General features: G+C 56.4%; 25 protein-coding genes and 3 pseudogenes. 13 read left to right on the forward strand and 15 right to left on the reverse strand.

Annotated features, from left to right (window positions below; genetic code table 11):
* Positions 1-142 precede the first annotated feature (142 nt).
* On the forward strand, positions 143-382 hold the full coding sequence (locus VR74_RS20245) for a hypothetical protein (protein WP_241765747.1): 240 nt from the start codon (positions 143-145) through the stop codon (positions 380-382).
* A 15-nt stretch (positions 383-397) separates the two neighbouring features.
* Here the strand turns inward: VR74_RS20245 and VR74_RS20250 are convergent, their stop codons facing one another.
* The 3 genes from VR74_RS20250 to VR74_RS00945 form a co-directional block, all read right to left on the reverse strand.
* Positions 398-952 (reverse strand): TetR/AcrR family transcriptional regulator, encoded by a 555-nt coding sequence (locus VR74_RS20250; RefSeq protein WP_051615537.1) that lies wholly within the window; start codon positions 950-952, stop codon positions 398-400.
* 89 nt (positions 953-1041) lie between these two features.
* Entirely contained in the window at positions 1042-1602 is a 561-nt protein-coding gene (locus tag VR74_RS00940; RefSeq protein ID WP_034742382.1) for a carboxymuconolactone decarboxylase family protein, read from the reverse strand.
* Positions 1603-1688: 86 nt separating this feature from the next.
* Entirely contained in the window at positions 1689-2246 is a 558-nt protein-coding gene (locus tag VR74_RS00945) for a peroxidase-related enzyme (protein ID WP_045693608.1), read from the reverse strand.
* Positions 2247-2457: 211 nt separating this feature from the next.
* On the opposite strand from VR74_RS00945, the gene VR74_RS00950 reads away from it, so the two are divergent.
* The 9 genes from VR74_RS00950 (at position 2458) to nrtS (ending at position 11378) form a co-directional block, all read left to right on the forward strand.
* Positions 2458-2829: a DUF2282 domain-containing protein gene (locus VR74_RS00950; RefSeq protein WP_045693610.1), complete on the forward strand. Its 372-nt coding sequence runs from the start codon at positions 2458-2460 to the stop codon at positions 2827-2829.
* 36 nt (positions 2830-2865) lie between these two features.
* Positions 2866-3723 (forward strand): DUF692 domain-containing protein, encoded by an 858-nt coding sequence (locus VR74_RS00955; RefSeq protein ID WP_034742387.1) that lies wholly within the window; start codon positions 2866-2868, stop codon positions 3721-3723.
* The gene (locus tag VR74_RS00960) at positions 3713-4528 is read left to right on the forward strand and encodes a putative DNA-binding domain-containing protein (protein WP_034742391.1); all 816 of its coding nucleotides are present in this window, start codon (positions 3713-3715) and stop codon (positions 4526-4528) included. Before VR74_RS00955 ends, VR74_RS00960 begins: the two co-directional genes overlap by 11 nt.
* Entirely contained in the window at positions 4494-5027 is a 534-nt protein-coding gene (locus VR74_RS00965) for a DoxX family protein (protein WP_034742394.1), read from the forward strand. The genes VR74_RS00960 and VR74_RS00965 overlap by 35 nt, the downstream gene beginning before the upstream one ends.
* Before the next feature lie 233 nt (positions 5028-5260).
* Positions 5261-6679 (forward strand): CRTAC1 family protein, encoded by a 1419-nt coding sequence (locus tag VR74_RS00970; protein WP_299949261.1) that lies wholly within the window; start codon positions 5261-5263, stop codon positions 6677-6679.
* On the forward strand, positions 6676-7347 hold the full coding sequence (locus VR74_RS00975) for a DUF6796 family protein (protein WP_034742399.1): 672 nt from the start codon (positions 6676-6678) through the stop codon (positions 7345-7347). The genes VR74_RS00970 and VR74_RS00975 overlap by 4 nt, the downstream gene beginning before the upstream one ends.
* 172 nt (positions 7348-7519) lie before the next feature.
* Complete coding sequence (locus VR74_RS00985) at positions 7520-9076, forward strand: alpha/beta hydrolase (protein WP_299949263.1); 1557 nt, start codon at positions 7520-7522, stop codon at positions 9074-9076.
* Positions 9077-9129: 53 nt separating this feature from the next.
* Positions 9130-11139 carry a GGDEF domain-containing phosphodiesterase gene (locus tag VR74_RS00990; RefSeq protein ID WP_034742408.1) on the forward strand — a complete coding sequence of 670 codons (2010 nt, stop codon included), beginning with the start codon at positions 9130-9132 and terminating at the stop codon, positions 11137-11139.
* Between the two features lie 50 nt (positions 11140-11189).
* On the forward strand, positions 11190-11378 hold the full coding sequence (nrtS, locus tag VR74_RS00995; RefSeq protein WP_034742410.1) for a nitrate/nitrite transporter NrtS: 189 nt from the start codon (positions 11190-11192) through the stop codon (positions 11376-11378).
* A 26-nt stretch (positions 11379-11404) separates the two neighbouring features.
* Here nrtS and VR74_RS01000 read toward each other — a convergent pair whose 3' ends face one another.
* The 10 genes and pseudogenes from VR74_RS01000 to VR74_RS01035 form a co-directional block, all read right to left on the reverse strand.
* Positions 11405-11965: a thioredoxin family protein gene (locus tag VR74_RS01000; RefSeq protein ID WP_045693612.1), complete on the reverse strand. Its 561-nt coding sequence runs from the start codon at positions 11963-11965 to the stop codon at positions 11405-11407.
* A gap of 54 nt (positions 11966-12019) precedes the next feature.
* Entirely contained in the window at positions 12020-12211 is a 192-nt protein-coding gene (locus tag VR74_RS21460; protein ID WP_051615539.1) for a HipA domain-containing protein, read from the reverse strand.
* Positions 12132-12401 carry a type II toxin-antitoxin system HipA family toxin gene (locus tag VR74_RS20255; protein ID WP_162176954.1) on the reverse strand — a complete coding sequence of 90 codons (270 nt, stop codon included), beginning with the start codon at positions 12399-12401 and terminating at the stop codon, positions 12132-12134. Before VR74_RS20255 ends, VR74_RS21460 begins: the two co-directional genes overlap by 80 nt.
* Positions 12386-12514: pseudogene (locus tag VR74_RS21465) on the reverse strand (hypothetical protein); the annotation flags it as partial. The pseudogene VR74_RS21465 and the gene VR74_RS20255, both read right to left, overlap by 16 nt.
* Entirely contained in the window at positions 12480-12665 is a 186-nt protein-coding gene (locus VR74_RS21470; RefSeq protein WP_081812279.1) for a HipA N-terminal domain-containing protein, read from the reverse strand. The gene VR74_RS21470 and the pseudogene VR74_RS21465, both read right to left, overlap by 35 nt.
* A gap of 41 nt (positions 12666-12706) precedes the next feature.
* A protein-coding gene (locus VR74_RS20260; RefSeq protein ID WP_155839360.1) for an IS630 family transposase occupies positions 12707-13638 on the reverse strand; the annotation gives its coding sequence in 2 pieces (ribosomal slippage) (positions 12707-13299 and positions 13299-13638; 933 coding nt in all).
* A gap of 350 nt (positions 13639-13988) precedes the next feature.
* Positions 13989-17132: an efflux RND transporter permease subunit gene (locus tag VR74_RS01020; protein WP_081812280.1), complete on the reverse strand. Its 3144-nt coding sequence runs from the start codon at positions 17130-17132 to the stop codon at positions 13989-13991.
* Positions 17129-18247, reverse strand: a complete 1119-nt coding sequence (locus VR74_RS01025; RefSeq protein ID WP_034742424.1) for an efflux RND transporter periplasmic adaptor subunit — start codon at positions 18245-18247, stop codon at positions 17129-17131. The genes VR74_RS01020 and VR74_RS01025 overlap by 4 nt, the downstream gene beginning before the upstream one ends.
* Positions 18244-18663, reverse strand: coding sequence for a PaaI family thioesterase (locus VR74_RS01030; protein ID WP_034742427.1), 420 nt, complete (start codon positions 18661-18663; stop codon positions 18244-18246). Before VR74_RS01030 ends, VR74_RS01025 begins: the two co-directional genes overlap by 4 nt.
* Entirely contained in the window at positions 18660-19529 is an 870-nt protein-coding gene (locus VR74_RS01035; RefSeq protein ID WP_034742430.1) for an alpha/beta hydrolase, read from the reverse strand. Before VR74_RS01035 ends, VR74_RS01030 begins: the two co-directional genes overlap by 4 nt.
* A gap of 76 nt (positions 19530-19605) precedes the next feature.
* On the opposite strand from VR74_RS01035, the gene VR74_RS20265 reads away from it, so the two are divergent.
* Entirely contained in the window at positions 19606-20103 is a 498-nt protein-coding gene (locus VR74_RS20265) for a MarR family winged helix-turn-helix transcriptional regulator (RefSeq protein WP_051615541.1), read from the forward strand.
* A 548-nt stretch (positions 20104-20651) separates the two neighbouring features.
* Here the strand turns inward: VR74_RS20265 and VR74_RS01045 are convergent.
* The gene (locus VR74_RS01045) at positions 20652-23111 is read right to left on the reverse strand and encodes a TonB-dependent receptor (protein WP_034742432.1); all 2460 of its coding nucleotides are present in this window, start codon (positions 23109-23111) and stop codon (positions 20652-20654) included.
* 636 nt (positions 23112-23747) lie between these two features.
* Between VR74_RS01045 and VR74_RS01050 the strand changes: the two are divergent.
* Positions 23748-24290: pseudogene (locus tag VR74_RS01050) on the forward strand (integrase core domain-containing protein); the annotation flags it as partial.
* 64 nt (positions 24291-24354) lie between these two features.
* On the opposite strand, the gene VR74_RS21475 reads toward VR74_RS01050, so the two are convergent.
* Entirely contained in the window at positions 24355-24819 is a 465-nt protein-coding gene (locus tag VR74_RS21475) for a MarR family transcriptional regulator (protein ID WP_051615544.1), read from the reverse strand.
* A gap of 430 nt (positions 24820-25249) precedes the next feature.
* Between VR74_RS21475 and VR74_RS20270 the strand changes: the two are divergent.
* Positions 25250-25366, forward strand: a pseudogene (locus VR74_RS20270) (transposase); the annotation flags it as partial.
* Positions 25367-25407 lie beyond the last annotated feature (41 nt).

Raw genomic sequence — 25407 nt, forward strand, 5'->3', positions numbered from 1 at the left:
GCGCCAAAGCTATCACAGCGCCAGCGTACAAAACCGAAGACCTGGCCCGGTTCGAAGAGATGTATTGCGCCCCGACAGGCCACCCTGCGTGAATGGGCGGGCACGTCTGGTCCGTCATGGTCACTTACCGAAAAGCGAAGTAATGACCGGCACTGATCCAGTGCCGGTGAAAGTGCCGCGCGTGCGCGATAGGCGAGTAAACGAAGTGAAGATCACCCTCACGTCCAGCATCCTGCAGCGATTGTTCCCCGACAGCGACCTTGACACTTCACGGCATAAAGCGAATCCATCACTCTATGGGTCTAAACATTCGTCTGAAAATGGACTGTTTCAAGACAATGTCTGTGACCTGGTAGCGATGTTAAAATATCATCGTCAATGAGGACGTGACAAAATCTCAGCGACGCTGCCCAATCGCCTTAGCGGCCAAGGTCGAGGCAGCAAGGATCTGCTTTTTTGACGCGCCAGATCTGGCGAGTGCGTGAAATCCGAGCGCGGATGCCAGAGCGAAAGACGCCAGCGCCTCGTCACCACCACTCAACCTTTTCAGTTTGCGCAACAAATCAGAACGGATGCGCCGGACCTGCCGGCGCAAGGCCGGGTCGAACTGGGGCGACTGGACGAGCGCCTCGGACAGCATACACCCCCGATTTCCCTGCTTTGCGACAAATGCGCCAACAGCTTCGAGAAATTCCACAAGCTCGCGTCGCTGGCCAGCCTCGCCCTCAAGCATGTCCAGCCGGGGAAGGAGCGTGAATTCCATATAGCGGCGGAGGGCGTCGAGGAAGGCGGTCGGCTTGTCCCTGAAGGCGGCATAGAAGCTGCCACGCTGGATGCCGGCAGATTGCTGCAATTTGTCGACGTCGGCGCCATTATAGCCGTGGGTCCAGAACACGTCGACGAGCGCGTCCAGCGCCAGATCTCTGTCAAAGCTGCGAGGTCTTCCTGCCATGCGCCCTAAATGTCGTCTGCAGCAGCCTTCGGCAAGGGACCGCTGCAGACGTTTCTCACAATTTCCGGATTCTGGCGGCCTCTGCGCCCCTAGTCCGCGACAGGGTCGACCCAGGAAAAACGGGCAAAAGCCGGGTCAACAGGCGTATCGGCTATGTGATTCACATAATTTGACAGGGTCTTCTGGGCGACCCCGAGTAGCACATCCAGCACATGCCGCCTCGCATAACCTGCCTCAAGGAACGTGCTCACCTGCTGCGTATCCAACACGCCCCGCTGGCGAACAATCGCCAGCGTGAATTGACGCAAGGCCTCCAGTTTGGGGTCATCCAGCGCATCACCGGCACGCAAAGCATTGATCGTCGCTTCGTCGACCCCTTGCATCATGGCGATTGCGGTATGGGCTGGCACACAATAGTGGCAGGCGTTTTCAACATTAATCGTAAGCCAGACCACATTCCGCTCAACCTTGCTCAGGTCTGACCGCTCGAACAATTCATGCAGGTTCTTGTAGGCTTCAAGGTGCTCAGGGCTTTCGGCCATGACGGCATGCAGGTTGGGGATTCTCCCGAAGGCCTTGGCGGATTCTTTCAGAAGTGGCCTTGCGGCTTCAGGCGCCGTGTCGATGGTATGCAAATCAAATAATGCCATGGGTCTTTCTCCTTTAGGCCCTTCTAGCTGGGTATTCTGTACTGACCGATCAAGAACAGGATAACTGAATTATTCCGAACTGGCGCTCAGGTGATACCTGCATCCCGTCCCCAGGACAGGTACGACCCGCTCCTGCGTCGTTCGATGGCTTCAGGCGACGGGTCGGCATATTCTTCTCCCGGAAGAATACCCGCGGCATCGACCACCCGGTTCATGAACGCATACAGCCCGCAAACGAGCGCGGCATCGTGTATCGCCTCTTCTGACCAGCCGGCCTTCAGCAGTCCCGCGACATCGCTACGGCGCACAAGTGACGGAGTCAGGGCGAGCTTTTCGAGGAACGGGAGCAATTTCAGGAATCGGGCTGGAAGCGGGGCCTCGTCAAATCGCTCAAACAACATGTCGACCAGTGCCGGATCAACATCGAACGCGTGCGCCATGAGCTTGTGTGCGCCATAGCAGAACTTGCACTGATTAAGGCCTGAGACCCAGGCTGCTATCAGCTCCCGTTCGCCAATTGACAGCTCGCTATCGCTTCGCAGGACAGCGTCGTGGAACGCGAGCAGTGGCTCGACGCCCCTTGGGAATCGTTTGAACAGGTCGCTCAGATGCGCGCGGTCCGGAAGGCTCGGATAATAGCTCATGTCGGATTTCCTTTCACGGCGAGTGGTACAGCATTGCATATAAGCGAGGATTGTCAGTCCCCGCATAAGAAATAGTGGACTGAACAGTCCGGAATGCCGGATCGTTGATCCTTCCGCACGCTTTCGTGAGTTTCAGTTCAATAGGGCTTCACGTATTCAGACCCTGCGCCGCCAAACTTGCGGAGCTGATTTCAACCTGGAGACTAGACATATGTCGCACACAACGTTCATTGCAAAATCCCTGATCGCTGGCCTTGCACTCGCCGCAGCCGCTGGCGCCGCAAACGCGAAGCCAAACGCTCAACTTACCCTGGCCGACAATGCGCCCGCGGACGTTCAGTCCGCCTTCACGGCATGGCAGGCTGGTGAGCGAATCGAAGGCCGCAAGGACAAATGTTACGGTATTGCCCTTGCTGGCGAGAACGATTGCAAGGCCGGCAAAGGAACAAGCTGCGAAGGCACATCCACCGTCGACTTCCAGGGAAATGCCTGGACGTTCGCGCCCAAAGGCTCCTGCGACTTCATCGTCTCGCCCGAAGGTCCTGCTGCGTTGAACGAACTGGATCGTAATACACCGGCCTGATCCCAGCCCGGCAACAGAGTTCCTCGGATCACAGTCATGCAACTTCCACCGTCCCCCCCGTCCACTGCGGGTCTCGGGCTAAAACCGGAGCACTTTGCTCCGGCGCTCGAGACCGAAGTTGAAGGATTGTGGTTCGAGGTTCACCCTGAAAACTATATGGTCCAAGGCGGCCCACGCCTGGCCTGGCTGACTGCTATCCGCGAAAAGCGCCAGCTCAGCTTTCACGGCGTCGGCGCGTCTCTCGGCGGACTGGATCCATTCGACAGGCAGCACACCCATGATCTACGTTTATTGATCGAGCGGTTCGATCCGTTTCAGGTGTCCGAGCACGCAACGTTCTCCGCGCACAAGACGCGCTACCATGCAGATCTGCTGCCGCTTCCCCGTACACAGGAAGCGCTGATACATCTTGCAGACCGGGTCGATGCTTTCCAGGCCTTGATCGGTCGGCGAATTCTGATCGAAAACCCCACCAACTACCTGCCGTTCGCCTGCGAGCTCGACGAACCTGAATTTCTTGTGGAAGTCGCCCGCCGATCCGGATGCGGTCTCCTGATGGACATCAATAATATCTGGGTGAGTGCAAATAATGTCGGCGTGGACCCTTATGCTTATGTTCGCGCAATCCCTGGCGAGCTCGTCGGCGAGATTCACGTTGCAGGGCACTCGCAAGACCCTGGGCTTGGCGCCAAATTTCTGATCGACAGTCATGACGCGCCCGTCAGTGAGGGCGTGTGGCACCTTTTGGCCGTTGCGCTTCACGCATGGGGGGCCAGGCCGGTCCTCGTTGAACGTGATGGCAATATCCCACCGTTTGACGACTTGCTTGCCGAATTTCACCACGCCACGCGGATACTGACAGCTTCACAAGAGGCGGCACACGATGCGGCTTGAGCAGCATATCGAAGCCATGTCGTCCTTCGCTGCTGGCCGCGCCGGCGCCGCTGCGCTTACCCCTTTGATGGACTCCAGAGCGCACCCGGGCCAGCGCGCGCAAGTCTATCGCAATTCTGGCATCCTCGCCTGCGTTGAGGCCCTCAGGTCCAACAATCTACGACTGGCAGCCGTCATGGGCGACGCGTTTTTCAGTGCCCTGGCACGGGCCTATGCCGATGCGGAACCGCCCTCGACCCGGAGTCTGGTCGGATACGGTGTGTCGCTCGCTCATTTTATCGCCGCAGCTGAATCTGAACATGGACTGCCCTGGCTCGCAGATATCGCCCGGCTGGACCGGGGTTGGCTCAATGCCCACCTCGCACCAGATGCAGACCCGCTGGCACCGGGCGCGCTTGCCGAGATCGATGGCTCGACCCTGATGGTATCCACCCTGACCATGCATCCGAGCCTTAATATTATCGACATCGAATGGGCGGTGGCATCCCTTTGGACAGACCTGAAATCAGGCGAGCTTCCGAACCGCCAGATGCACCTGGCGTGCCGATCTGAACACGTTCTTTTCTGGCGTCCCGAAGGAGAGGTCAGGATGCGCGTTCTTCATCCCGGAGAACACGCGTTTCTCAGTTCGGCCATGTCCCAATCGCCACTTGGGGATGCATGTGAAGCCGCCCTGGCTGCCGAGCCGTCTATTGATCTTTCGCATCTCATTGCCGGCGCCGTCTCGTCGGGATTGTTCATCACCATCGCTCAACAAGGGGGAGCTAATCATGATACTCATTCAGAGGCTGCAGGCTGGTTATAGCTGGCTTACCAGCAAGGCCAACATGCTGGAACCGTTTGCGCTACTTATCGCGCGCCTGGCCGTGGCCCGGGTATTTTTCATGTCAGGGCTTACAAAATGGAATGGCTTCCTGTCATTCAACCCTGACAAATACGACCTCTTCCTGTTCGAATTCTTCTGCCCGGAAGATAAGCGCGCTGGCGCCCTCGTGCTGTGCACAGACCAGGCGGCGGGCACATACGCACCGACAACACAATGGATTGTCGAGCGCTTCGCCAACATGGCCGGTATCATGGAAATCCTTCTGCCGATCCTTCTTGTCCTCGGACTGACGTCAAGACTGGCGGCCGCCGGACTGCTCACGATGACCCTGGTGATCGAACGCCTTGTCTTCCCGGATGCCGATAGCTGGTGGGGTAGTCACGTCTGGTGGGCGGCCATCCTGTTTGTGATCGTCGCCCGTGGTCCCGGCCGATTCTCTCTTGACCGACTATTCAAGCTCGAATCCTCGAGAACGTGAGAGCCTTGGGGGCCAGCATGTTTCGATCCACCCCAAAATGGTTCTGGCTTGGCTGTGGCGCACTGGGGATCGGTACAGTCCTGGTCGTCCTCCTCAGCTCAGGCTGGCTCGGTTTTCGCCTCGTGCAACTTGAGTGGAAAACGCAAGGCAGCACAGACCTCAGATTTGTATCCGTTGATCTGGCGTTCGAGAACCAGTCAGACATCCAGGCAAAGTCGGGATCCCTGCCCTTCATGGCGGGCGTGGTCATCGATACTGATCGTGATATCTACGACGAGGTGTTCCTGGGAGGAGGCCGTGATCAACCGGATGCACTTTTCAGCTACAGCGCCTTGCTCGGGAGGTTTGTAAATCAGAGCGCAGATCATGATCTCTCAAAACCTTCAAGCGATGCAACAATGGGCGGCGTCTCCGTCGACGTCGACCGGGATGGATGGACCGATTTGATTCTTGCCCGCGAGAGCGGCGTCTGGTTGTATCTCAACTCCAGTGGCAGACTCGGTGATGGAAGAACCATTTTCAAGCCGGAAGCCGGCACCACCGCTCTTTCGGTGACACCTGGAGACGTCAATGCCGATGGGCATGTCGATCTCTACGTTTCCGGCTATATCAGCAATGATCGCGTCGAGGGTCAGACCATCTTCACGCGCCCTTACGGAGGCTACAGTTATCTGTTGCTGGGGGATGCGGCAGGCGACTTCACCGACGCAACGGAATTGTGGGGCCTACGCCGCCAGCACAACACGTTCACGGCCGTCCTGGCCGATATCGATGATGATGGTGACCCAGACCTGGTCGTTGCCCAGGACACAGGACATGTCGAAATCTGGAGAAACAACGACGCGCCGCCTTTCGAGCGGCTCGAAAGCCCATCCGTGAATTCCTATCCAATGGGGATCGCAGCAGGCGATTTTACCGGTGACGGCGCCCTCGATTTCTATTTCTCGAATGTCGGGAACACTCTGCCGTCCTCGCTTCTGCGCGGTGACTTGCCGAAATCAGCGCCATTCAATTCCAACTACATGCTGTTTGTCGGCAACGACCAGGGAGGCTTCAGCGACCATGCCGCTGAAATGAACGCCGCACGGTTGGGTTTCGGCTGGGGTGTGGTTGCGGCTGATTTCAATCTCGATGGCTGGGAAGACATCGCCGTCGCCCAGAATTACGCCAAGTTCGGACAACCGGCACTGATCCACCGCTATGCCGGAAAGATTCTGCAAAATACCCGGGGGCGCAAATTCAACCCGGTAGAGAAGCGCGCAGGCGTGGCCAATCGGCTATTTGCTATTTCCCCACTGGTCGGTGACTTTAACGGCGACGGCCTGCCCGATCTAATCTGGGCCAATCTCAAGGGGCCGGCCAGGGCTTTCCTCAATGCAACGCCCGACCGGCATGGTATACGCATTCGGCTCGACGACTCGGTTTCAGCCTATTCGGCCCGTATTGAGGTTCTTGTCGATGGTCGAACACTTGTCCGCCAGGCGGTACCGGCTCAGGGACTGTGTTCCGATAGCACGGCGGATATTTTCATCGGACTGGGCGATGCCGCGACCGCCGGGAGAATTACCCTCCGGTTTCCGGATGGCGAGGTACGCTCAGCAGAGCAAGTCGCGGCCAACACCGTCCTGGACTGGCGGGTCGATGCGCCATGACTTGTGTCGACACCAATCCTCGTCAAAACCTTGTCTGGTTCGGAATTGCCGGCCTTGTCGGCGCCCTGCTGACCGGGATCGGCGAAGGGGTCTTGCAACTTGTCCCGGGGGGCAATTACACAGACCCGGACTATGGATTTTTTCTGGATGTCAGTCGGGCAAGATTGACGTTTGGGCACTTCCTCAGCGTCTCGGCTGCCCCTCTCTATCTTGCCGGTTATTGGCACCTCACAGGTCATCTCCTGCCGCAAGCGCCCAAATGGCGTTTTGGAATTTTCGTATGTTGCGCCTGGGCGTTCATTCTCGCAACGGTCTGGATCGGTCAACGCGCGTTGATTGCTGAAACCGTGCAAGATCTCAGTTCGGACGGAGCCAGCCTGGATCTTCTGGTTCACCAGAGGTTGCTTCACGAGCCCTTGGTGAATGCACTTCGCTTCGTCATGGCGGCCTTTTCGATTATCTGGATACGGCGCATCCTTTCGGGAAAGACACGCTACCCGCGCTGGATGGCATTGTTCAGTCCGGCACTTTTGCTCGCTCTGATTTTTGGCCTATATGCCGCGGCGCCCGTGATCGGATGGCTGGTATTGCCGACGGCCATGAACACGTCACACGCCATACTTTTCACATTGTCCCTCCTCACGACGAGCCGGATTGAAGGACAATGACATCGCGGTTGTTTCTGGCCATTGTCGCCATGTTTGGACTGATTCCGGCAGCTTTGTTGACGGGAGAACATTTCTCGACGGGTACCGCTTGTCCTCTGATCGGACCGCTACCTGCCTGCCTTCTTGTCTTCGCTGGATATGGTCTCATTTTCTATTCCGCGATGGCATGGGGATGGAAGAGACATTTGGCGTTCCTGGCCGGATGGTTGCCTGTCGCTTTTCTTGCGTTTCTCGCGACGGTTCTCGAGATCGCCAACGGGCCCTTCTGTCCACGTGCATTTGGCTTTCTGCCACAGTGTTTCCTCTCCCTGCTGCTATCTGTGCTCATCGGAGCCGTCTGGGTGACCGGAATTCTGCGTCACCGCAAAGCCCGATACTTCGAAAGGTCAAGAAGATGAAACGCCTTTGCTTGCTAGCCCTGTGTGCTCTGCTGGGCGGTTGCGTCAGCGTCTACCCTGCAGCCGTTTCGCCGACGCCCTGGGAGACTTCAGGTGCAGCGGCGTCGCGGCCGGGAGACGGCGTGCCACAAAACACCTCGCAGATGCTTTATGTCACGGATCGCAACATGCTCGAGACCGAACAAGGCTTTGGTACCGACCGGTCGACCGCGATGGCTTTTGGCCATGTCAGGATTGACACCACCAATATGGGGCAGCGAGACTTCGACGCCTACATGTCGGGACACGCGATCAGCGACAAGCGACCGCGTTATGCCGCGACGCTGACTGATGAAATCGTTCGGTTTCCGGGAACGCCCCTGCCTTTTGCGATCGAGAAGGGCGTGCTCATCCGTGATAGAAGCGCAATGGCCGCCTACAAGGGCGCAGGCGCACAATTTCAAGCCGCACTCACGCAGGAGCTGGAAGACAACGACACCGGCAAAGTCATTCTCTATGTTCACGGCTTCAACAATACGTTCGATGATGGTGCGTTCAACCTGTTCGAACTCTGGTCAGCTGCCGGCAGGGCCGGCGTCCCGATACTGTTCAGCTGGCCGACGGGCGGGCACAAGGCATTGGGCTACTTCAGTGACACGCAAAGCGGTGACTTTTCAGTCTACCATCTGAAAGAAACGCTGCGACTCATCTCTGCAACAGGAGCGGTCGATGAGTTAGTTGTTGTTACGCACAGTCACGGCGCATCAATTGTGACGTCAGCCCTGCGGGAACTGTTGATCGAATCCCGAGGTGCTGGAGTATCGATGCGCGACACTTATCGGATCGACACTTTGATCATGGCTGCGCCAGACATCGATCTTGGCGTGATGGAGCAACGTCTTGTCGCCGAAGCCTTCGGCATCGGATTTGGCCAGATCGATGTCTATCTCAACCCAGGCGACAACGCGCTTGGTCTTGCTGGCTGGATATTTGGGTCGCCGCGATTTGGCGCAGCCCGGCCCGATCAATTGTCGCCTGAATCGCGGGCTGTTTTTCAGGGCGTCAAATCCGTTCACTTCATCATGGTCCAGGACGCCAATCAGTTTGATAGGCACAATTATTTTCGGCTACATCCAGGCGTCCTCGCAGACATCGCCGTCACACTCCGTACCGGCGCCCGTCCTGGCGACCGCGAGCGTGGGCTTGTACATATTGACCTGAATTTCTGGCAGATCGACCAGACCTACAGGCCAGGCCAGGCTGAGTCGGGACGATCCAGATCCGCTCTGCCTGCCCGGACTTACAGCAGCCATCCATCTGAAAGTCGCGCCTCAGGAGGGTCAAGCCATTGAGCCGCGACGTGCCTGGCGTCCTCACTCATCGCGCTCTCGAAGGGAACGTGCATATGCAAACCAGACCAGCCGCACCTGACACACAACTCGAGAATGAAATCCGGATAGGCGATCGCTCGATCGCGCTTGTAACAGCCATACTCCTGATCCTGATGGCGCTGGTATACGTGATGACCCCGGCGCCCGGTGATGCAAGTTCGAAAAGCTTGGATCCTGTCTGGCCGGCCATGTCTGCGCTCGCAATCCTATCGCTTTTCCGCATCTACATGTCACGTCGGCGACCGCTTCCGTCCTGGCTTTCATACATAACAATGGCTGGCGAATTTGCCGTCCTGTTCACTCTGATCGTCTGTTTTGAAGCCAAGTATGATCAGCCTCCTGCTTTTGTGCTGAAATCACCGACGGTCATCTGGCTCTTCGTTCTGATTGGCCTGCGAGCCCTGAGATTAGATCCCCTGGAGGTTCTCGCAGCCGGCGCAATGGCTGCCACCGGATGGACCGGCCTGACCCTGTGGGCTGTCTGGCAAAGTCCGCCGAGTGCAATAACGCACGACTTTGTGGCCTATATGTCCGGACCGTCCATTCTTGTCGGCGCCGAAGTCGAGAAAGTCCTCGCCATTCTCCTGTTCTCGTTCAGCCTCGCGATTGCGATGCGGCGAGGACAGCGCTTCATGGGGCGTGTGACTGATTATGCCAGCCAGCTCGTGCGCCTGCTGAAAAAGGAAAAGCGCCTTCTCGCAAAGCTCAGGCAGGAATCTGAAGAACGACAGCAGACAGCGCGTCAGCTGCATGATGCCTTGTACACAGATGCCCTGACAGGGCTGCCCAGCCGGCAGGCACTGAATGATGAACTCGATCAGCGGGCAAGGCAGCGCCCCTTTCGCCCGCTCCGGCTTGTTCTCGTTGATCTCTGCAGCTTCAGGCGTTTCAACGACACAATGGGCCGGGTTGCCGGGGATGCGCTGCTTGTGCGCGCGGCTCAGGACCTGCGTGGCGCGTCCCGGCCTTCGACATTCATCGCGCGGATCGCCGCAGACGAATTCGCGATTCTTGCGTCCGTGCACCCGGATGAATTGGAAGGCGAGGATATTCCGAGCCTTGGGAGTTTCGGCCGGTCGATTGACGCTGGCAGCTTCACGTTCTCAGGGGGGGCCAATTCCGGTGCCGCATGGGCGAGGGAGTCTCGGGATATCCCGATGCTGATGCACAATGCCAGCCTCGCCCTGAACGAGGCCAAGCGCCTCGGGCGCCAGAGGTCGGTTGACTTTGACAAGGGGCAACGCCAGCGCGCCGAGCGCCTTGCTCAGTTGGAATCCCACTTGCACACAGCCATCCGGAGCCGCCAGTTGTGGGTCGCCTACCAGCCGATCGTTTGCTTGTCGACCAATCTGCTCGCAGGTTGGGAGGCGCTGCTGCGCTGGACGCACCCTTTGCTGGGTCCGGTGCCGCCGGTCGATTTCATTCCGCTGCTTGAAGAATCTGGCCTGATCAACCAGGTCGGCCGCCGCATCCTGATCGTTGCGGCTGAAGACGCGCGCCGCATGTCGCTCGCGCTCGGCCGGAAAGACCTCTTCATGAGCGTCAACGTGTCCCCGTTTCAGCTCAACGAGCCCTCTACACTTGTGGGAGCCGTCCACAAGGCGCGTACGCGCTTTGCCCGGCTGAAACTGGAGCTCACCGAGAGTGGTGTGGCCGAGGATCCTGTCCGCGCCCGGTCGGTCCTGTCACAGTTGCGAGACGCCGGGGTTGAATTGTCACTGGACGATTTCGGCACCGGCATGTCGTCGCTGGCCCACCTTCAGCAATTCGAGTTCGACTATCTCAAGATCGACCGGGCCTTTGTCCAGAGTGACGAGGACGCCTTTATCAAGGGAATCCTGCTCCTTGCCGGCTCACTTGGGCTCGTCACGATTGCCGAGGGCATTGAAACAGATGCAGACCGGAAAAGGCTGCTTGAACTCGGAGCGCGGTATGGTCAGGGTTATTTCTGGGGCGCAGCAACGCCAGCAGCGGCATGGATCAACGGCGCGCCTTTTACTACCTTCCGCAAGGCAGCAGTCTGACATGGGCGAATTGACCGCCTGCCACCGCTTGAAGAGAGTTTGACGACATCATGCGCCCCATCCTGACCAGAGGTCTCATTGTCGCGATACTGGTCGGTTCGCTCCTGACCCTGATCAACCAGTTCGAACGGGTCGTGGCGGTTGAACCCCTGAACTGGTGGAAAATGGGCCTCAGCTATATTGTACCTTTCTGCGTGTCGGTCTTCAGCGCCATGGCTGTCGGCCCCAAGTCAGACTGACCCACGCGAGAACCGGTTCCACAGGCTCAAGAGACTTCGTCCCGGGCCAAACGTATCCGTTCTGCCATGTCCTTTACCGATGTGCCCTTCCCTATCCGGGACATCTCCTCCTGTGCCGCAATATCCATCAGGATCAGCTGGCCTGTCCGGATGCCGTCCAATGTGGCCCTTCGGATTGCAGGACCAATCCCCGCCTCATCAGCTGCTTTGAGCAGGGCGCCTTCATTCTTGTCTGTGAAGTCGAGCAAGACAAAGCTGACGCCAGTCCAGTCTTCGGAGGCTCGCACCGATTCAACCTTGGGATCGAGCACCTTGCAGCTCGGGCACCATTCCGCGAAGATCAGGACTGCCGCGACGCGATCGCCCTCCAGCACGTCGTGCCGGGCGGTCAGCTGACTCTCATATTTCTGCGTACAGGCGCAAAGACCAAACAGGGATAAACCAACAGCGGCAAAAAGATATGTCAGTTTCACGCGGGACTCCGCCAATCTTGCTTGAACATCACGGGATCCATAGCAGAGAAATAGCCAGTCAGACGTCACATGTCCTGACGATTGCGTGAGCACCTGCTGGCCGGCGCGGCGCAAAGCCTCCAGTCGTCGCACATGGGCAGCGACAAATTCTTCCTGCGGCAGGCGCAGCTATCGGTCCCGGTCCCATAGTCGGTCGACGCGACGAACACTCAACACAGTCTGATCTTCAAATGATTCTATCTCTGCCCCGGCCACGTCCAATCCAAAGGCCTGGCAGAGCTCAAGGCATACGTATTCGTTCGCAACGCCATCGGTCATGTCGATCTCGTTCTGGAGAATACCAATGGGCGGCTTCAGCATATGTGTTGTGGCAATCGGGCCTTCCGCCCTCATCCATATTCAAGAGCGCCGTCTTGTCCTGAGCACCAGCGATGGAGATGCGGAAGTCATTGTCGTCCGGATCCAGCCCGAGCGGGTTGACCTTGAGCTTGTGGATTATCTCGGCAATCTCCGCTTCTGTCAGCGGTCCACCCGCTACATAACCGGCCACACCGGGGCTTCGTCTTCTGAGTGAAATTGCAGAGTGCCTACGCAATCCCTGCCCGCGACTGCCAGCAAAGAGACTGCATCAGTCCCTTTGGCTCTGAGCCGCGCGGCCAAACTGGCCCGTACACGCGGGGCATCCTGGCAATCGGTTCTTGAAAACGTTTATGACAGGCGCGCCGCGATAGGTTTCATCTCGTATCGGCGGCGAAATTGACACTTGCATGGCTTGATCCCAACCGAGCCAGTCTGCATCATATGTAAAGCTGATCGCCCGGACGACGCCTGTACCAGGACGCCAACCCTACTTGCCTAGCAGGCTGCGAAGTAGTTTGCGCATTCGTTCGGGCTGAACAGACCGACGAGGCTTCCGATGGTGTTCCACAAGGCATCTACGGTGCGTTCGGCGGCCTTTCTCAAGAGGGCCTTCAGCTTGGCGAAGGCCTTTTCGATCGGGTTGAAGTCGGGGCTGTAGGGCGGCCGAAACACGAGTTCGGCCCCTACAGCCTTGATCAGTTCACGTGCTTTCGTCCCCTTATGGCTTGAGAGATTGTCCAGAATCACTGTGTCGCCGAGCTTGAGGGCCGGCGCGAGGAACTGCTCGACCCACGCGGTGAAGGCCTCGCCATTGATGGGCCCGTCGAAAACGCAGGGCGCGACCATCCCGCTGGTGCGAAGGCCTGCCACCAGCGTCGAGGTCTTCCAGTGCCCGAATGGCACGCTCATGCGCAGCCGCTCGCCACGCCGGCAGCGGCCATGGGTGCGTGCCATGTTCGTTGAGGCCCAGGTTTCATCGACGAACACCTGGCGGTCCGGATCAAGAACGGGCTGGGCTTCGAACCACGCCTCGCGCCGGATCAGGACGTCCGGACGGTCCTGTTCGCTCGCATGGCCGGTCTTTTTTTACGCGTGACGGCGTGGCGATCGAAGAACCGCCAGATTGTCGAGATCGCCGTATGAAAGCCGCGCGCCGACAGGGCGGTGCGTATCTCTTCAAGTGTGATGTCGCCACGCTCCTCCAACAGCGCGAAGATGAAATCGGCATGCTTTTCGATCCTGTGTGACGTGCGGTCGCCGCCCTGGGATTTGGGGCCTGGATCGCCGCGCTCGCGCCGGGCTTGGTCCCAGCGGATGACGCTCGATGCGCTCACGCCAAAGCGTTCTGCCGCAGCCCGGCGGCTCAATCCGGCATCGACCGCAGCCAACGCCCGAACTCTCAGATCAATCGAAAGCGGCTTCCCCATGACAGGCTGACCTCCTTCACCAGCCCCCATGGTGAATCAGAATCCGCCTGCCTTGGGAATCCCTAATGATTCAGGTCGCTCGGAAAACGCCCTAGCGGACTTCATCAGGGCCAGCGGTCGCATACGCCGCGCCAAAAGGTCGGACACATGACCGCATCCCGTCAGATCAACGTCCCTCAAGCTTTGCGCTCGCAGAACCCGGGCCGTCTACACATGACAGTACCGATCCGACCGACCTTAAACCCATCCAAGACGCTTACCATTGCGCCACCAATGCGGACGCTATTGCCTGGATCCGTGCGCAACGGCCTAAACCGAGCAAACTGACATCGACAAAGCAATTTTGATTATCAGGAATGAGCAATAGCTACATTCTGCGCAGCGTCGTCGCCACGTTTCGATCGCCTGAATGGCCAAAGGATTAGACGCTTAAGCACTCGGTAAAAGTTTACAACATCACCGGGGATCATAAAAACCGCAGGCACTACGACTAGCGTCAGGATCGTTGAAGAGGTCAACCCACCAATAAGGAGTGCGCCGAGGGCGTTCCGCCATTCCGCTCCATCAGACGTCGCCAATGCGACGGGCACCATGCCAAAAATTGCCGACAAGGCTGTCATGAGGACGGGGCGCAGACGTTCAGGGCACGCCTGAAGGATCGCGTCTCTTTCTGTCATGCCTTCCGCTATCAACTGGTTTGCCCGGTCGACGAGCAGAATGCCATTCTTCATGACGATCCCCATCAATCCAATGAGACCAATTTGTGCGAACAGGGAGGACTCCAGTCCAAAGTAATAGAGCCCTGCGAATGCCCCCGAAAAACTGAGGGGTGCCGTCACCATGATCACAAGCGGCTGAACGAAGGAATTGAACTGGCTGGCTAGTACCATGTAGAGCGCAATCAAGGCGAGCAACAATGCGAACCCGATCGCGCCAGCAGTTTCTTGCATACGTTCCGCCATGCCGCCCATCGAGTAGGCAACCTCTACGGGCGGCGGGTTGGCTTCAAGTAGCTCCAGCAGCGTGTCTGTCGCCTCCCCCAGTGAAACACCTGTTGCAGAACTCGCCAGCACTGAAATCTTCCGGGCTCGGTCTGATCGATCGATTTGCGAAGGACCGGAAGCGAACTGAACGCGTGATACGGCACCGATATCAACAAGGCGCCCATCAGCGCCGCGCACTTGTATTCGGCTAAAGTCCTGCACGCTTTCCCGCTGATCCTCCTCCAGCCGCAACCGCACGTCATAACGCTTTCCGTCCGCTTCAAAAGTGCCTGCATCAAGTCCGCCAAGGGCAATTCGGGCTGTCTCTGCCAGCGCACGAGCGGAGATACCCTGATCCCCGGCTCTCCGTCGATCAAACAGGATTTGTGCTTCCGGCCGACCGCTCTCAAAGCTTGTTCTTACATCGGCAAAATTGGGGTTGGCGCGCATCTCGCGCACAAGACTATCGGCATATTGCGCAAGGGAGTTGAGATCGGATCCTCTCAACAACAAGTCGATATCCGAACTGCCGGACGTCGTCCCGCCGACCCACGGGACTTCAAGAACGGATATTTTGACCGCCTCGGGCGATGCTATTCGGATGGCCTTGCGGGCTTTATCCATGATTTCGAACTGACCGGTTTGGCGGGCCTGTTTCGGGGTCAAAGATGCGTATAACTCAAGGACATGAATGTCGGCTTGCGCGCCGGATCCGACAGATATGAACACATCTTCAATATCTTCGATCTTGCGGAGTTCAGCATCGCTCTTTTGTGCTGCGTCGAGCGCGGCAACCATTCCAGTGCCAAGTGGCAGCTCAATTGAACCCTGAAACTCACTTCTGTCTGCGCGCGACGTGAAGCCTGAAGGTACGCGAGCGGCGTACCAGGCACCGGCAACAACTGAGGCGACCGCGATAAAAATGACAATAATGCGCAATCGGACCGCGAGCTTGACGAGCCCCGCATACGCCCGGTCAACGCTGTCCCAAAAGGCTTCCAGAGGTCGAAATAATGGCGAAACGCGACCCGATGCGAGGATGCGCGATGCAAGCATCGGCGTAAGTGTCAACGCAACAAGCAAAGAGACCGACACCGAAAGTACGATTGCCAGTCCATATTGGTAGAAGAAACGTCCGACGATGCCATCCATGAAAGCAATCGGAACAAAAACAGCAAGCGTGGCGGCAGTGCCTGCAAATACAGCAAGTCCCACTTTGCGTGTGCCGTCCAGCGCAGCTTGATGAGGCGACTTTCCCTTTTCAAGTTCTTTCATGATCGCTTCGACAACAACGATGGCGTCATCAACGAGCAACCCAATCGCAACCGTGAGCGCCAGAAGGGTCAGGACATTGATTGTGAAGCCGAGGAGGTAAAAACCAAAAAAGGTCGCCACGAGGGATGTCGGGATCGCCATGGCAACAATGATGGTCGCTCTGACTTTAAGGAGGAAAATAAAAGTCACTGCAACAACGAGCCCAATCGCGATCACCACGTCATGGGCCACATCCTCGATTGAACTCTCAATGAACTTCGACACGTCTCGTGTCGCGATAATGGTCACACCGGCGGGCGCAAGCTCACGCAATTCTTCTGTGGCGGCCTTCACATTGTGCGCGACCTCCACAGTATTTCGACCTGACTGCTTCCTGATATCAAGTGAGATACCTCGTCTGCCATTGAGCATCGCTGCAGAGCGCTCATCCTCAAGCCCATCCTCAACGCGTGCCACGTCGGAAATTCGGATTGTGACGCCGTTTTCGCGGTACGCGACAGGCAAATCCATGAAGCCGGTTGCATGGGTAACTTCGGCGACGGTTTTGACACCAAATTCTCGCGTGCCAGCAGCGGTTTCCAGCCGCCCACCGGGAAGCTCAGCGTGCTCGCTTTGTATTGCTTGACTCACATCGTCGGCAGTGACACCAAAGGCGCGCAGGCGTTCATTGTCGAGCCAGATGCGCACGGCGCGTTCACGACCTCCCACCAAATTCACAGCGCCCACACCATCGAGGCGTTGAAGACGTTCCTTGGCGACATCGTCTGCAAAGGCCGTCAGCTCAGCAATCGGTATATCGCCTGCAATCATAACGGAAATGATCGGTGCCGCATCCGGGTCGACCTTGTCCACGATTGGCGGGTCCATATCCGGTGGCAACTCTGCCAGGGCAAGCTGCACCTTGTCTCGCACATCCTGAACTTTTTCGCGGGCGTCCGAACTTAAATCGAACTCGATTAGAATTTGCGTGCGCCCTTCACTCGAAAAGGATTGCAGCGTCTCTATTCCATCGATTGTATTGATATACTCTTCCAGAATGTCGGTGACTTCCGACTCCATGGTTTCCGGAGATGCGCCGTCCAACACGGCCGTCACATTCACATAAGGAAATTCTACATCGGGGAACAAGTCAACGCCCAGGCGCCCTATCGACATATAGCCAAGACCAACTAATGATGCGATGATCATTACGGCGAATACGGCGCGACGGATCGATAGATCAACCAGCCACATCATGAGGATGAAGGCTCAATCTTCGCACCATCGTAAAGTGGCCCGGACGCGGTCACGATCACCTTGTCTTCGTCCGTCAGTCCACCCATAATTTCAACACGATCCGCGTCGATATCGGATACTTTGACAGGGCGTCGGTGCACCTGAGTGTCTGCGGCGATGTATACGTAGCGCGCATCGCCTGTGCCATGGACTGCTGACCGTGGCAGGACTGTGGCTGATCGCGGATCGACATCCACTTCTGCGCGCACCGATTGCCCGGCCTTGACACCGCAATCAGGGTTCACGAACGCCATGCGAAATTCAATCATGCGCGACGTTGGGTCCACGCGGTCGTTCAGAATAACAATCTCTGACTCTATCGGATCACTCCGGCCATCGACAAAAAGACGACCCGTCAAGCCGAGCCGCAAACGCGTGAGTTCAGCCTCAGGCGCAAACAATATCCCTGCCGCGATCCTGCATTCTTGCACTTGAACCACGGCAGAATTTCCCATTCCGGAAAATCTGTTCGCCATGAAGACGCCTTCATCAATATACCGCGCTGTTATGGAGCCATCAAACGGCGCCCGCACGATCGTATCTGTGAGCATTTGGTTTGCGGTTTCCACTTCCGTCTGCCTGAGACGCAAATTGGCTTTCGCCACTAATAGTCCGGTTTTGGCGTCATCAAAGACCACCTCGGCAACCACACCTTCGGGAGCGAGCGGCGCGTACCGGTTCACGAGCGTTTGGGCGCGGTCAACTTCAGCCGCAGCAACATCTTGCATAGCTTCAGCCTCGACAAGCCTCCGTTCAAAATCAACTTGACGCGTGCGAAAAAGCAGATCGCCCTTACTGACGCGGTCTCCGACACGCACGAAGATTCGGTCGACGACCCCTTCTGCCAACGCGCCAATATCGCTGGTCTGTTTGGCAGCAATCGTCCCAGAAGCTATCAGAGGTTCGACCAACATGGTCGTTTCTGCGGATACAGTTTCAACCAAAACGAGCGCCGTCTCGGCTTCAGACATCAAATCGTCTGCCGGCGCGGCAACCTGGACTTCAGGCTCCGTCTCTCGGCAACCCAGGAGCAGAACAGGCATAAAGCAGAGCGCAATCACCGGACGGATCATCATGAACGCCTTGGCATCTGATAAGCACCGCGTCCGCTCGAAAGCAGGGCTCCGTCTGCGTTCATAACCGAGGCTTCGGCGACTGAGAGTGTCGAGCCCAGACGGACAATCTTTCCCGTCGCAATAAGTGTTCCAGGTGTTGCAGGCTTGTGAAAATCAACCCTCAAGTCTGCGGTCGCGATTGGCATATTTCCTGCGGCCAGCAAGGCATAAAAGCCCGTCAGATCGATGAGCGCAGCGAGAACACCGCCGTGCGCAGATTGTGTGCGTGGATTGGAGACAACTTCGTCCCGCCAAGGCATTTCCAGCATGATCGTTCCGGTGTCCAGACTTACGGCGTTGAGTCCAAGCCAACGGTGAAACGGAGCCGCATCAAGCGCAGTCTGCACCTGGTCGAGAGTAAGCGATGAGGCATTCATGCAGGGGTTTCCTCTCGTATCTGACGCAGGAAGGACGCAACAGCTTCGGTAAACACATCATTCCGGTCTCCCGCCACCATGTGTCGCGCTCCGGCAACGTCGGTGAAGTGAGCTTGCGGAGCCAGTGATCGAAATGCCGTGACCGAGTCTTCCGAAACCAACTCGCTCATGCGGCCACGAATGAGATGAAGCGGTACGCGAATGTCTCGTACCGCTTGCTCCAAATCACCTGTGCGGGCAATAGCAGAGCGCCGCATTACGCCGGTGATGAAGGCGGGGTCCCAGTGCCATCGCCAGCGACCGTCATTATCTTGCCGCAAATTCTTGCGCAGCCCTTCCATATCTTTCGGCCGGGGACGATGCGGTAAATAGGTGGCAATCACATCGGCGGCCTGCTCCAGCGAGTCAAAGCCTTCTTCAATGTGAGCGCCCATAAACTCGACAACCTTGGCCACACCGGCGGCGTCCATATTCGGCGCAATGTCGACGAGTGTAACAGACGCAAATGCATTTCTTGACAGCACGCCCGCAGCAACGATGGCGGCAAGTCCTCCAAGCGAAGCACCGACGATGTGCGGCCGCCCGCCCCCACCTGCCACGCGTTCACCAACTTCAATAAGGTCTCTCGCTATGGCTTCGAGCGAATAATCTCCGTCAGCGGCCCAATCGCTTTCACCATGTCCGCGAAGATCCAACGCAATTGAGCGATACCCTTCAAATGCGAGCGCTTTGGCTGCGCCCCTCCAGGCGTGGCGGGTTTGCCCTCCACCATGCGCAAAAATTATCGGGGGTGCGGCAGGATCACCGAACGAACTCTGCGCCAGTTTCAGTCTATTTGCGTGAAGATACCCATCACTGTTGCTCAATATGTGTCTCCACTTTAGATATTTGTAAGTTTCCTATTGTTAAGTTACCTTACTGTTTTTGTAAACGGAGAATTCGATGGCGGTTTCCACACGATCGCACGGGACAGATATCAAAGAGGATCCAAGGATTGATTTCAGTTTCCTTCTTGGCGAGGTCACCCGCCTTTTGCGCGGAGCGTTCGATCATGAAATGGAAGCCATTGGTCTGACACGATCGCAATGGCATGTACTTGTTTATGTTCTGAAAATGGATGGTCCGACGCAGACTGCACTTGCAGAAGCGCTCGATATTGCGCGCCCATCAGTTGGAGCACTCATAGACCAGCTCGAGAACTCGGGCTATGTCTCGCGTGAGCGTGATGCCCATGACCGGCGCGTCTGGCGGATCATGCCAACCCAGTTGGCCAGCCAGCGCGCGGAAGCCTTTGCGCAGTCTGCCGAACGCGTTGCGACGCAAGTCTTTGCTTCCATAGAAGACCGAGATCTATCGGCGGCCATGGCTTTGCTCTCAACCCTCCGCGAGAACCTGATCTCTCCAACTCCCGACCGACTGGAAAAAGACGGGAATTGCTAGCGCGGATCGTGAGCCAAGTATCAAGTCTGGGTATCCGCGCTTTTCAAGTAACCCCAAAACGGGCTGCGAAAACTTCTTTTTCCACTCAGATTGTGCTGAAAAGTCAAAAATCGCAGTTCACACCGTATACGGATAGCTATAAGTCACTGTATCGGCTCAACAAAATTCTTCGAGAAATGTTCAAAATTAGTGATTTTCGATTTTGGGGACTTTTTCAACACAATCACTCACAAAGAGAATGTTGGTTCGCCTTTAGACGCCACCCCACAAGTTGACCTGGCGCATTGTCTCAATCTGCGATTACGGATATTATTCACGGAATTATCCCAGCACCAATAAGCCCGGAACTGTCTGCATTCATAGTGGTATTCGCCATGAATGCAGACAAGGCCCTGAACACCAGCGAACAATTCCGGCATTCGGCGGCAGAACGACGACCTGAATCGTCTTAAGCAAAGTCAGCGAAGCACCTAACGGTATTTCGCTGACTTTCAAATGTTAAACGAACCTACCTAGCCGCCTCAAGGTCAGTTACGCTTACATCAACGTCAGAAACGAAGACGGGCGGTTGCTCCGAAGGTCAGAGGTGGCGACAGGAACGCTCCAACAGCGGTTCCAGGCGCTGTTTGCGTGGCAGCATTGCCCTGGAGGGGCGTATCGAAAGCCAGCTCGTAATAGTCCTCGTCAAACAGGTTCTGCGCCCAAACCTCCAGCTCAAACGGTGAATTGTCGCTATAGAATGCCATCCTCGCATTGACCACGACCAAATCGTCAACTTCCTTGAGCGGATCGAGGTTCGACCCTGTATTATACCGTGAAGTGAATCGGCTCGACACATTGAATCTCGCATCCCAGTCGCTGATAAACGGGGTCTCATAAGTTGCGGCCAACGTTCCGGACCAGCGGGGCGCGAACGAAATCGTGCTTCCCGGCAGACGCGGGGGGGCAAAAAAGTCTACCGCTTCGAAATCGTCATACTGGGTTTCCGCATAGACGAGGCCGCCCTGAAGCGTCAGTCCTTCAAGCTGTTCAGGCAGGTATCGGATATCGAACTCAGCGCCCTTGGAAATCACACCGGGAACGGATGTCACGATGAAACTCGTACCGGTGAACGTGTTGAGCTGAAAGTCGCTATATTCCTGATAGAATATCGCACCATTGAAGAACAAGCTATTTGCCGCATTGTTGGTCTTGAAGCCGACCTCATACGCATCCACAGTTTCGGGATCGAAACCGGTGTCCAGATTCGGTTGAAACGGCGTGGGATCTGAGGGACCAAACTGGCTGCGGTCAAGGTTGAAACCACCGGCCTTGTAACCGCGCGAATAGGACGCGTAGGACATCAGATTTTCATTGACCCGATATGCCCCCTTCACTGTACCTGACAAATCGTCGTCAGAGCGATCCTGCGTGGATCTCACACCGACGAAGTTGTCGTTCGTCCAAGGCAAGCAAAGCGTTGGGGTCAACCCACCTGCAGCCCCAAATACAGTCAAGGCTGTGGCACAGCTACCTGCATTGCCATCAAAATTGGATTCCAGCGTCTTCTCATCGATCGTATAACGAAGGCCGACGGTCAGGTCGAACTGATCGGTCAAGCTGAACGTATTGTTCGTAAAGATCGCGTATGTGTCCGAAGATTGTTCATAAACGTCCGCAGTTGCATTGGCCTCACCCGTGTAAATGTTACCGGGCAGCGCAGCGAGATTGAACGCACCACCGCTCGCACCGAGCAGCAATTGCTGAAAGTAGAAAAAGTAATCATTGCCGTAACGGATGAAATCTGAACGGTCGAGAGTCTCATTTGCGTAGAAGGCACCCACCTGCCAGTCAATGTTGTCGGTGGCACCTGCGAACCGCAACTCCTGGCTGAAAGTCGCAAAAGCATCCACGGAAGTTTCATCATCACGATACCAAAGATCAGCCGCGCTGAAATCGGTATCTTGACCCGAGCCATTTTCCCAGTCGCGATACGATGTGATGGATGTCAGTTCACCGAATCCGGTCTGCCACTTGATATTGGCTGACACGCCCCAGTCTTCGGTCGTCTGCGTGGCGTCGCGGTTCGCAAAGGCGACGCGATCGAACGGATCGATCGGGAAAGCAGAGGCACCATCGCCGCCGGCCAACAGCGTAACCAGCGGGCCTCTGGCCGGGTCCACCGAGACATAGTCACCCATGCAACAATCTTCTTCCCGGTCAGTATAGTCAGCCGAGAGAAGGATTTCGAGGTCGCCCGAAGGCTCAAAAAGAAGCTGGCCTCGAAAGGAGTAGAAGTCATACTGACTCGTTTCGTCTTCGGTACGCGGACCATTGCCCGTCTTTACGTCGAGAAGACCGCCGCGCTCCTCATAGACCCCAAAAAGGCGACCGCTCACTGTTTCAGAAAGCGGTCCGGTAACTTCTGCAGAGGTGCGAAGGAAGCCTTCGTTGCCGATCCCGACCTCGAAGATAGACTCAAGCTCGTCAGACGGTTTCTTGGTAATGATATTTATAACGCCCGCAGAAGTCGACTTGCCAAACAAGGTGCCTTGCGGCCCTTTTAGCACTTCGATTCGCTCGATTTCGCCGAGATCTCCAAAGGAAACGCCATTCCTGGCGCGCGGAACCCCATCGATAACGACGCCGACGGAACTTTCGAGGCCAGGATTGTCTCCTACCGTGCCAATGCCGCGAATACGCGCCGTCGTATTTGCTTGCTTTGACGACGAAGTCACAAGCAGGCCGGGCGTAACGACCGTCAGATCTTTAATATCCTTAACGCCCGCATCACTGAGAAGTTCACCGGACAAAGCCGTCACAACGATCGGCACATCTTGCAGACTTTGCTCGCGCTTTTGCGCCGTAACTGTAATTGCGCCCAGACGACGTGTGGTCTCTGCGTTTTCGGTTGTCGATGTAGTACCCTGCTCGTCCACTTCAACTTGTGCATGAGCACCTGCGGCGAGCAGCAATGCCGCCAAAGATACCGAAGCAGTTGTCTTAGACAGCGTGTTAAAATAATGCACCTGGTTTCCTCCTTATGTTTATAGCGTACTGTATGCTATATTACTTTTCTGCGATGTGAATATTCATTTTGCCCACTGCCAGAAATCGTCGCAATGTGATGCAAATTTGCAATAGATGTAAGCGCTAGACCGAACGCGCGACAGTCGGCTCAATTCAAGGCAATCTCATTGACCCATATTTGTGAAGGCTCGGACGTCGGCAAGCATCTTGTCTTTTTGCATTGTCGCGGGAAGGGTGCGTGTTTACCAGCGTAACGGCCAAGGCGCGACGATTTGACGTCTCATCAGGAAGCGCGTTGCCAGCTGTCGCGACCGAACGAGGCATGGAGCACAGGTTTCGTCCACGTCCCACTCTACGACGGTTGCAAGATCAGAACCCTGAACATCATCGATGCCTTCACCAGACTTGTTCCAGCCATTGACTTTCGAGGGACGTACGCCGGTGCCGATATCGCTGAAACACTCGAACGGGTCTGCTCAAAACTTGAGCTATCCGGGTCGATCAGGGGCCGGACTTCACCTGGAAAGGTAGTCATCCCTGAAAATAAGCGACTTGAAAACTGGACTTCTCCGGCGTTGATTATCGACGGAGACGAGAATGAAGAAATCGCGATTCACAGACGCGCATATCCTTGCGAACTGGAGCTGAATTTGTAGATCAAGCCGAGGAAACGCCTGGTTCGGGAAGTTCCGGGCCCCTGGCGGTTCTGGAGCGGCCGAACGAAATGTGGTCGATGGACTTCATGGCCGACCAACTCGGCGATGGCTGGTCCTTCCGGACGCTAAATGTCCTCGAGGACTTTTACCGCGAAGGCCTTGGTATCGAAGTAGACTTCTCCCTGCCTGCAGCCCGTGTCGTTCGCATGCTTGAGCAAATCATTGAAGGGCTCGGAAAGCCGATGGGCATGCGCGTGGACAACGGGGCCGAAAAATATCAGTGGCAAGCTGCAGACCTGGGCAGCAAAGCGCGGCATTGGCATCTTCTGCATCCAGCCTGGCAAGCCGCAGCAGTATGCCTATGTCGAGCGCTACAATCGGACCGTTCGGCAGGAATGGCCAGGACGGTTCATCTTCAATGCGATCAAGAAGGTCAAGGAACACGCTACGCGGTGGCTCTGGATTTACAACAATCAGCGCCCGGACATGGGCATCGGCGGGATTACCCCGCCATGGAACTGAAACTTTCTGCGTAAAGTTCAGGAACCTGGCAGCTTAAAAATAGGATGATTACCGTTCACCACGCTCATTCCGCGCTTGGGATTAGCTTTTCAAGACATCGACGGAAATCTCTAAGATCTTTCTCGTCGAAATCCGCAAATAACTCAGCGGCCGCACGTCTTCCGGCCCGATCAATTTTGGACTGCCGGGAGACTGCCAATCTAGAAGGCACAACCCTCCACACACGACGATCATCGCTGTCCGCGACCCGGGATACATATCCACTTCGCTCCAACTGGTCTATCAGAGACCCGACAGAAGCTCGCCCCAGCTCCAATATCTCGGCTAACTCGGTTTGCGTAGGGTTAGAAAGCCGAAAAACATACAGCATCGCTCTCCATTGAGCCCGCGTGAGTTCCAAGGATGCCATATCCATATCAAATCGACGCCGAAGCACGCGCGTAACACGGCTTATCAGAAAAGCCAGCTCAACTCGCTCATCGCTCCAGAAATCATTGTCAGCGAATCTCAGAATTTTCTCTTGGGGCATTCCAACCAAACCTAGCCATGGTGTCAAAAGTTCACTCTGGCTTTGTGCAGCTCGAAATTCAACCGCTATATTCAAAGCAGGAAAAAAGTGCTGGCTAGATTAATCTAGCCAGCAAGTCTACCGAAACTGCGGAATGTAGGAGGAGGCCTTCCTGACGATGTGATACTTTCCTCACTTCGTCAGGGCGACTGGTTTGACATTCCACCGCTCAGACAAGCCGCAGGCACTCGTGCTACCGGCTGTTGCCAACCCTAATACACGAAATTTCCGCACGGGTCCATACTGTATGTAAGCAAACGGACTTTTGCCGACCCTTCATCGGCCTCCCGACGGCCCATTTGCTTGCATATGGTATGCATTCATACAATGTGACCTGATATCCATTTGGTCCCGCATTTGAATGGAGAGTCTGTCGCAACGGAGACAGACAATGCGCAAAAGCAAATTCACTAAGGAACAGATCATCGCGATCCTGGCTGAACAGGAACGAGGCGTGGCAACCGCAGACGTGTGCCGGCGTCATGGTGTCAGCTCGGCCAACTTCTATATCTATGGACGGCTCTCCCGGTGCAAGCGATTTGAGTCCTG

It is taken from the genome of Hyphomonas sp. BRH_c22 (genome assembly GCF_000961795.1).
In the GTDB taxonomy this organism is placed as follows: Bacteria; Pseudomonadota; Alphaproteobacteria; order Caulobacterales; family Hyphomonadaceae; genus Hyphomonas.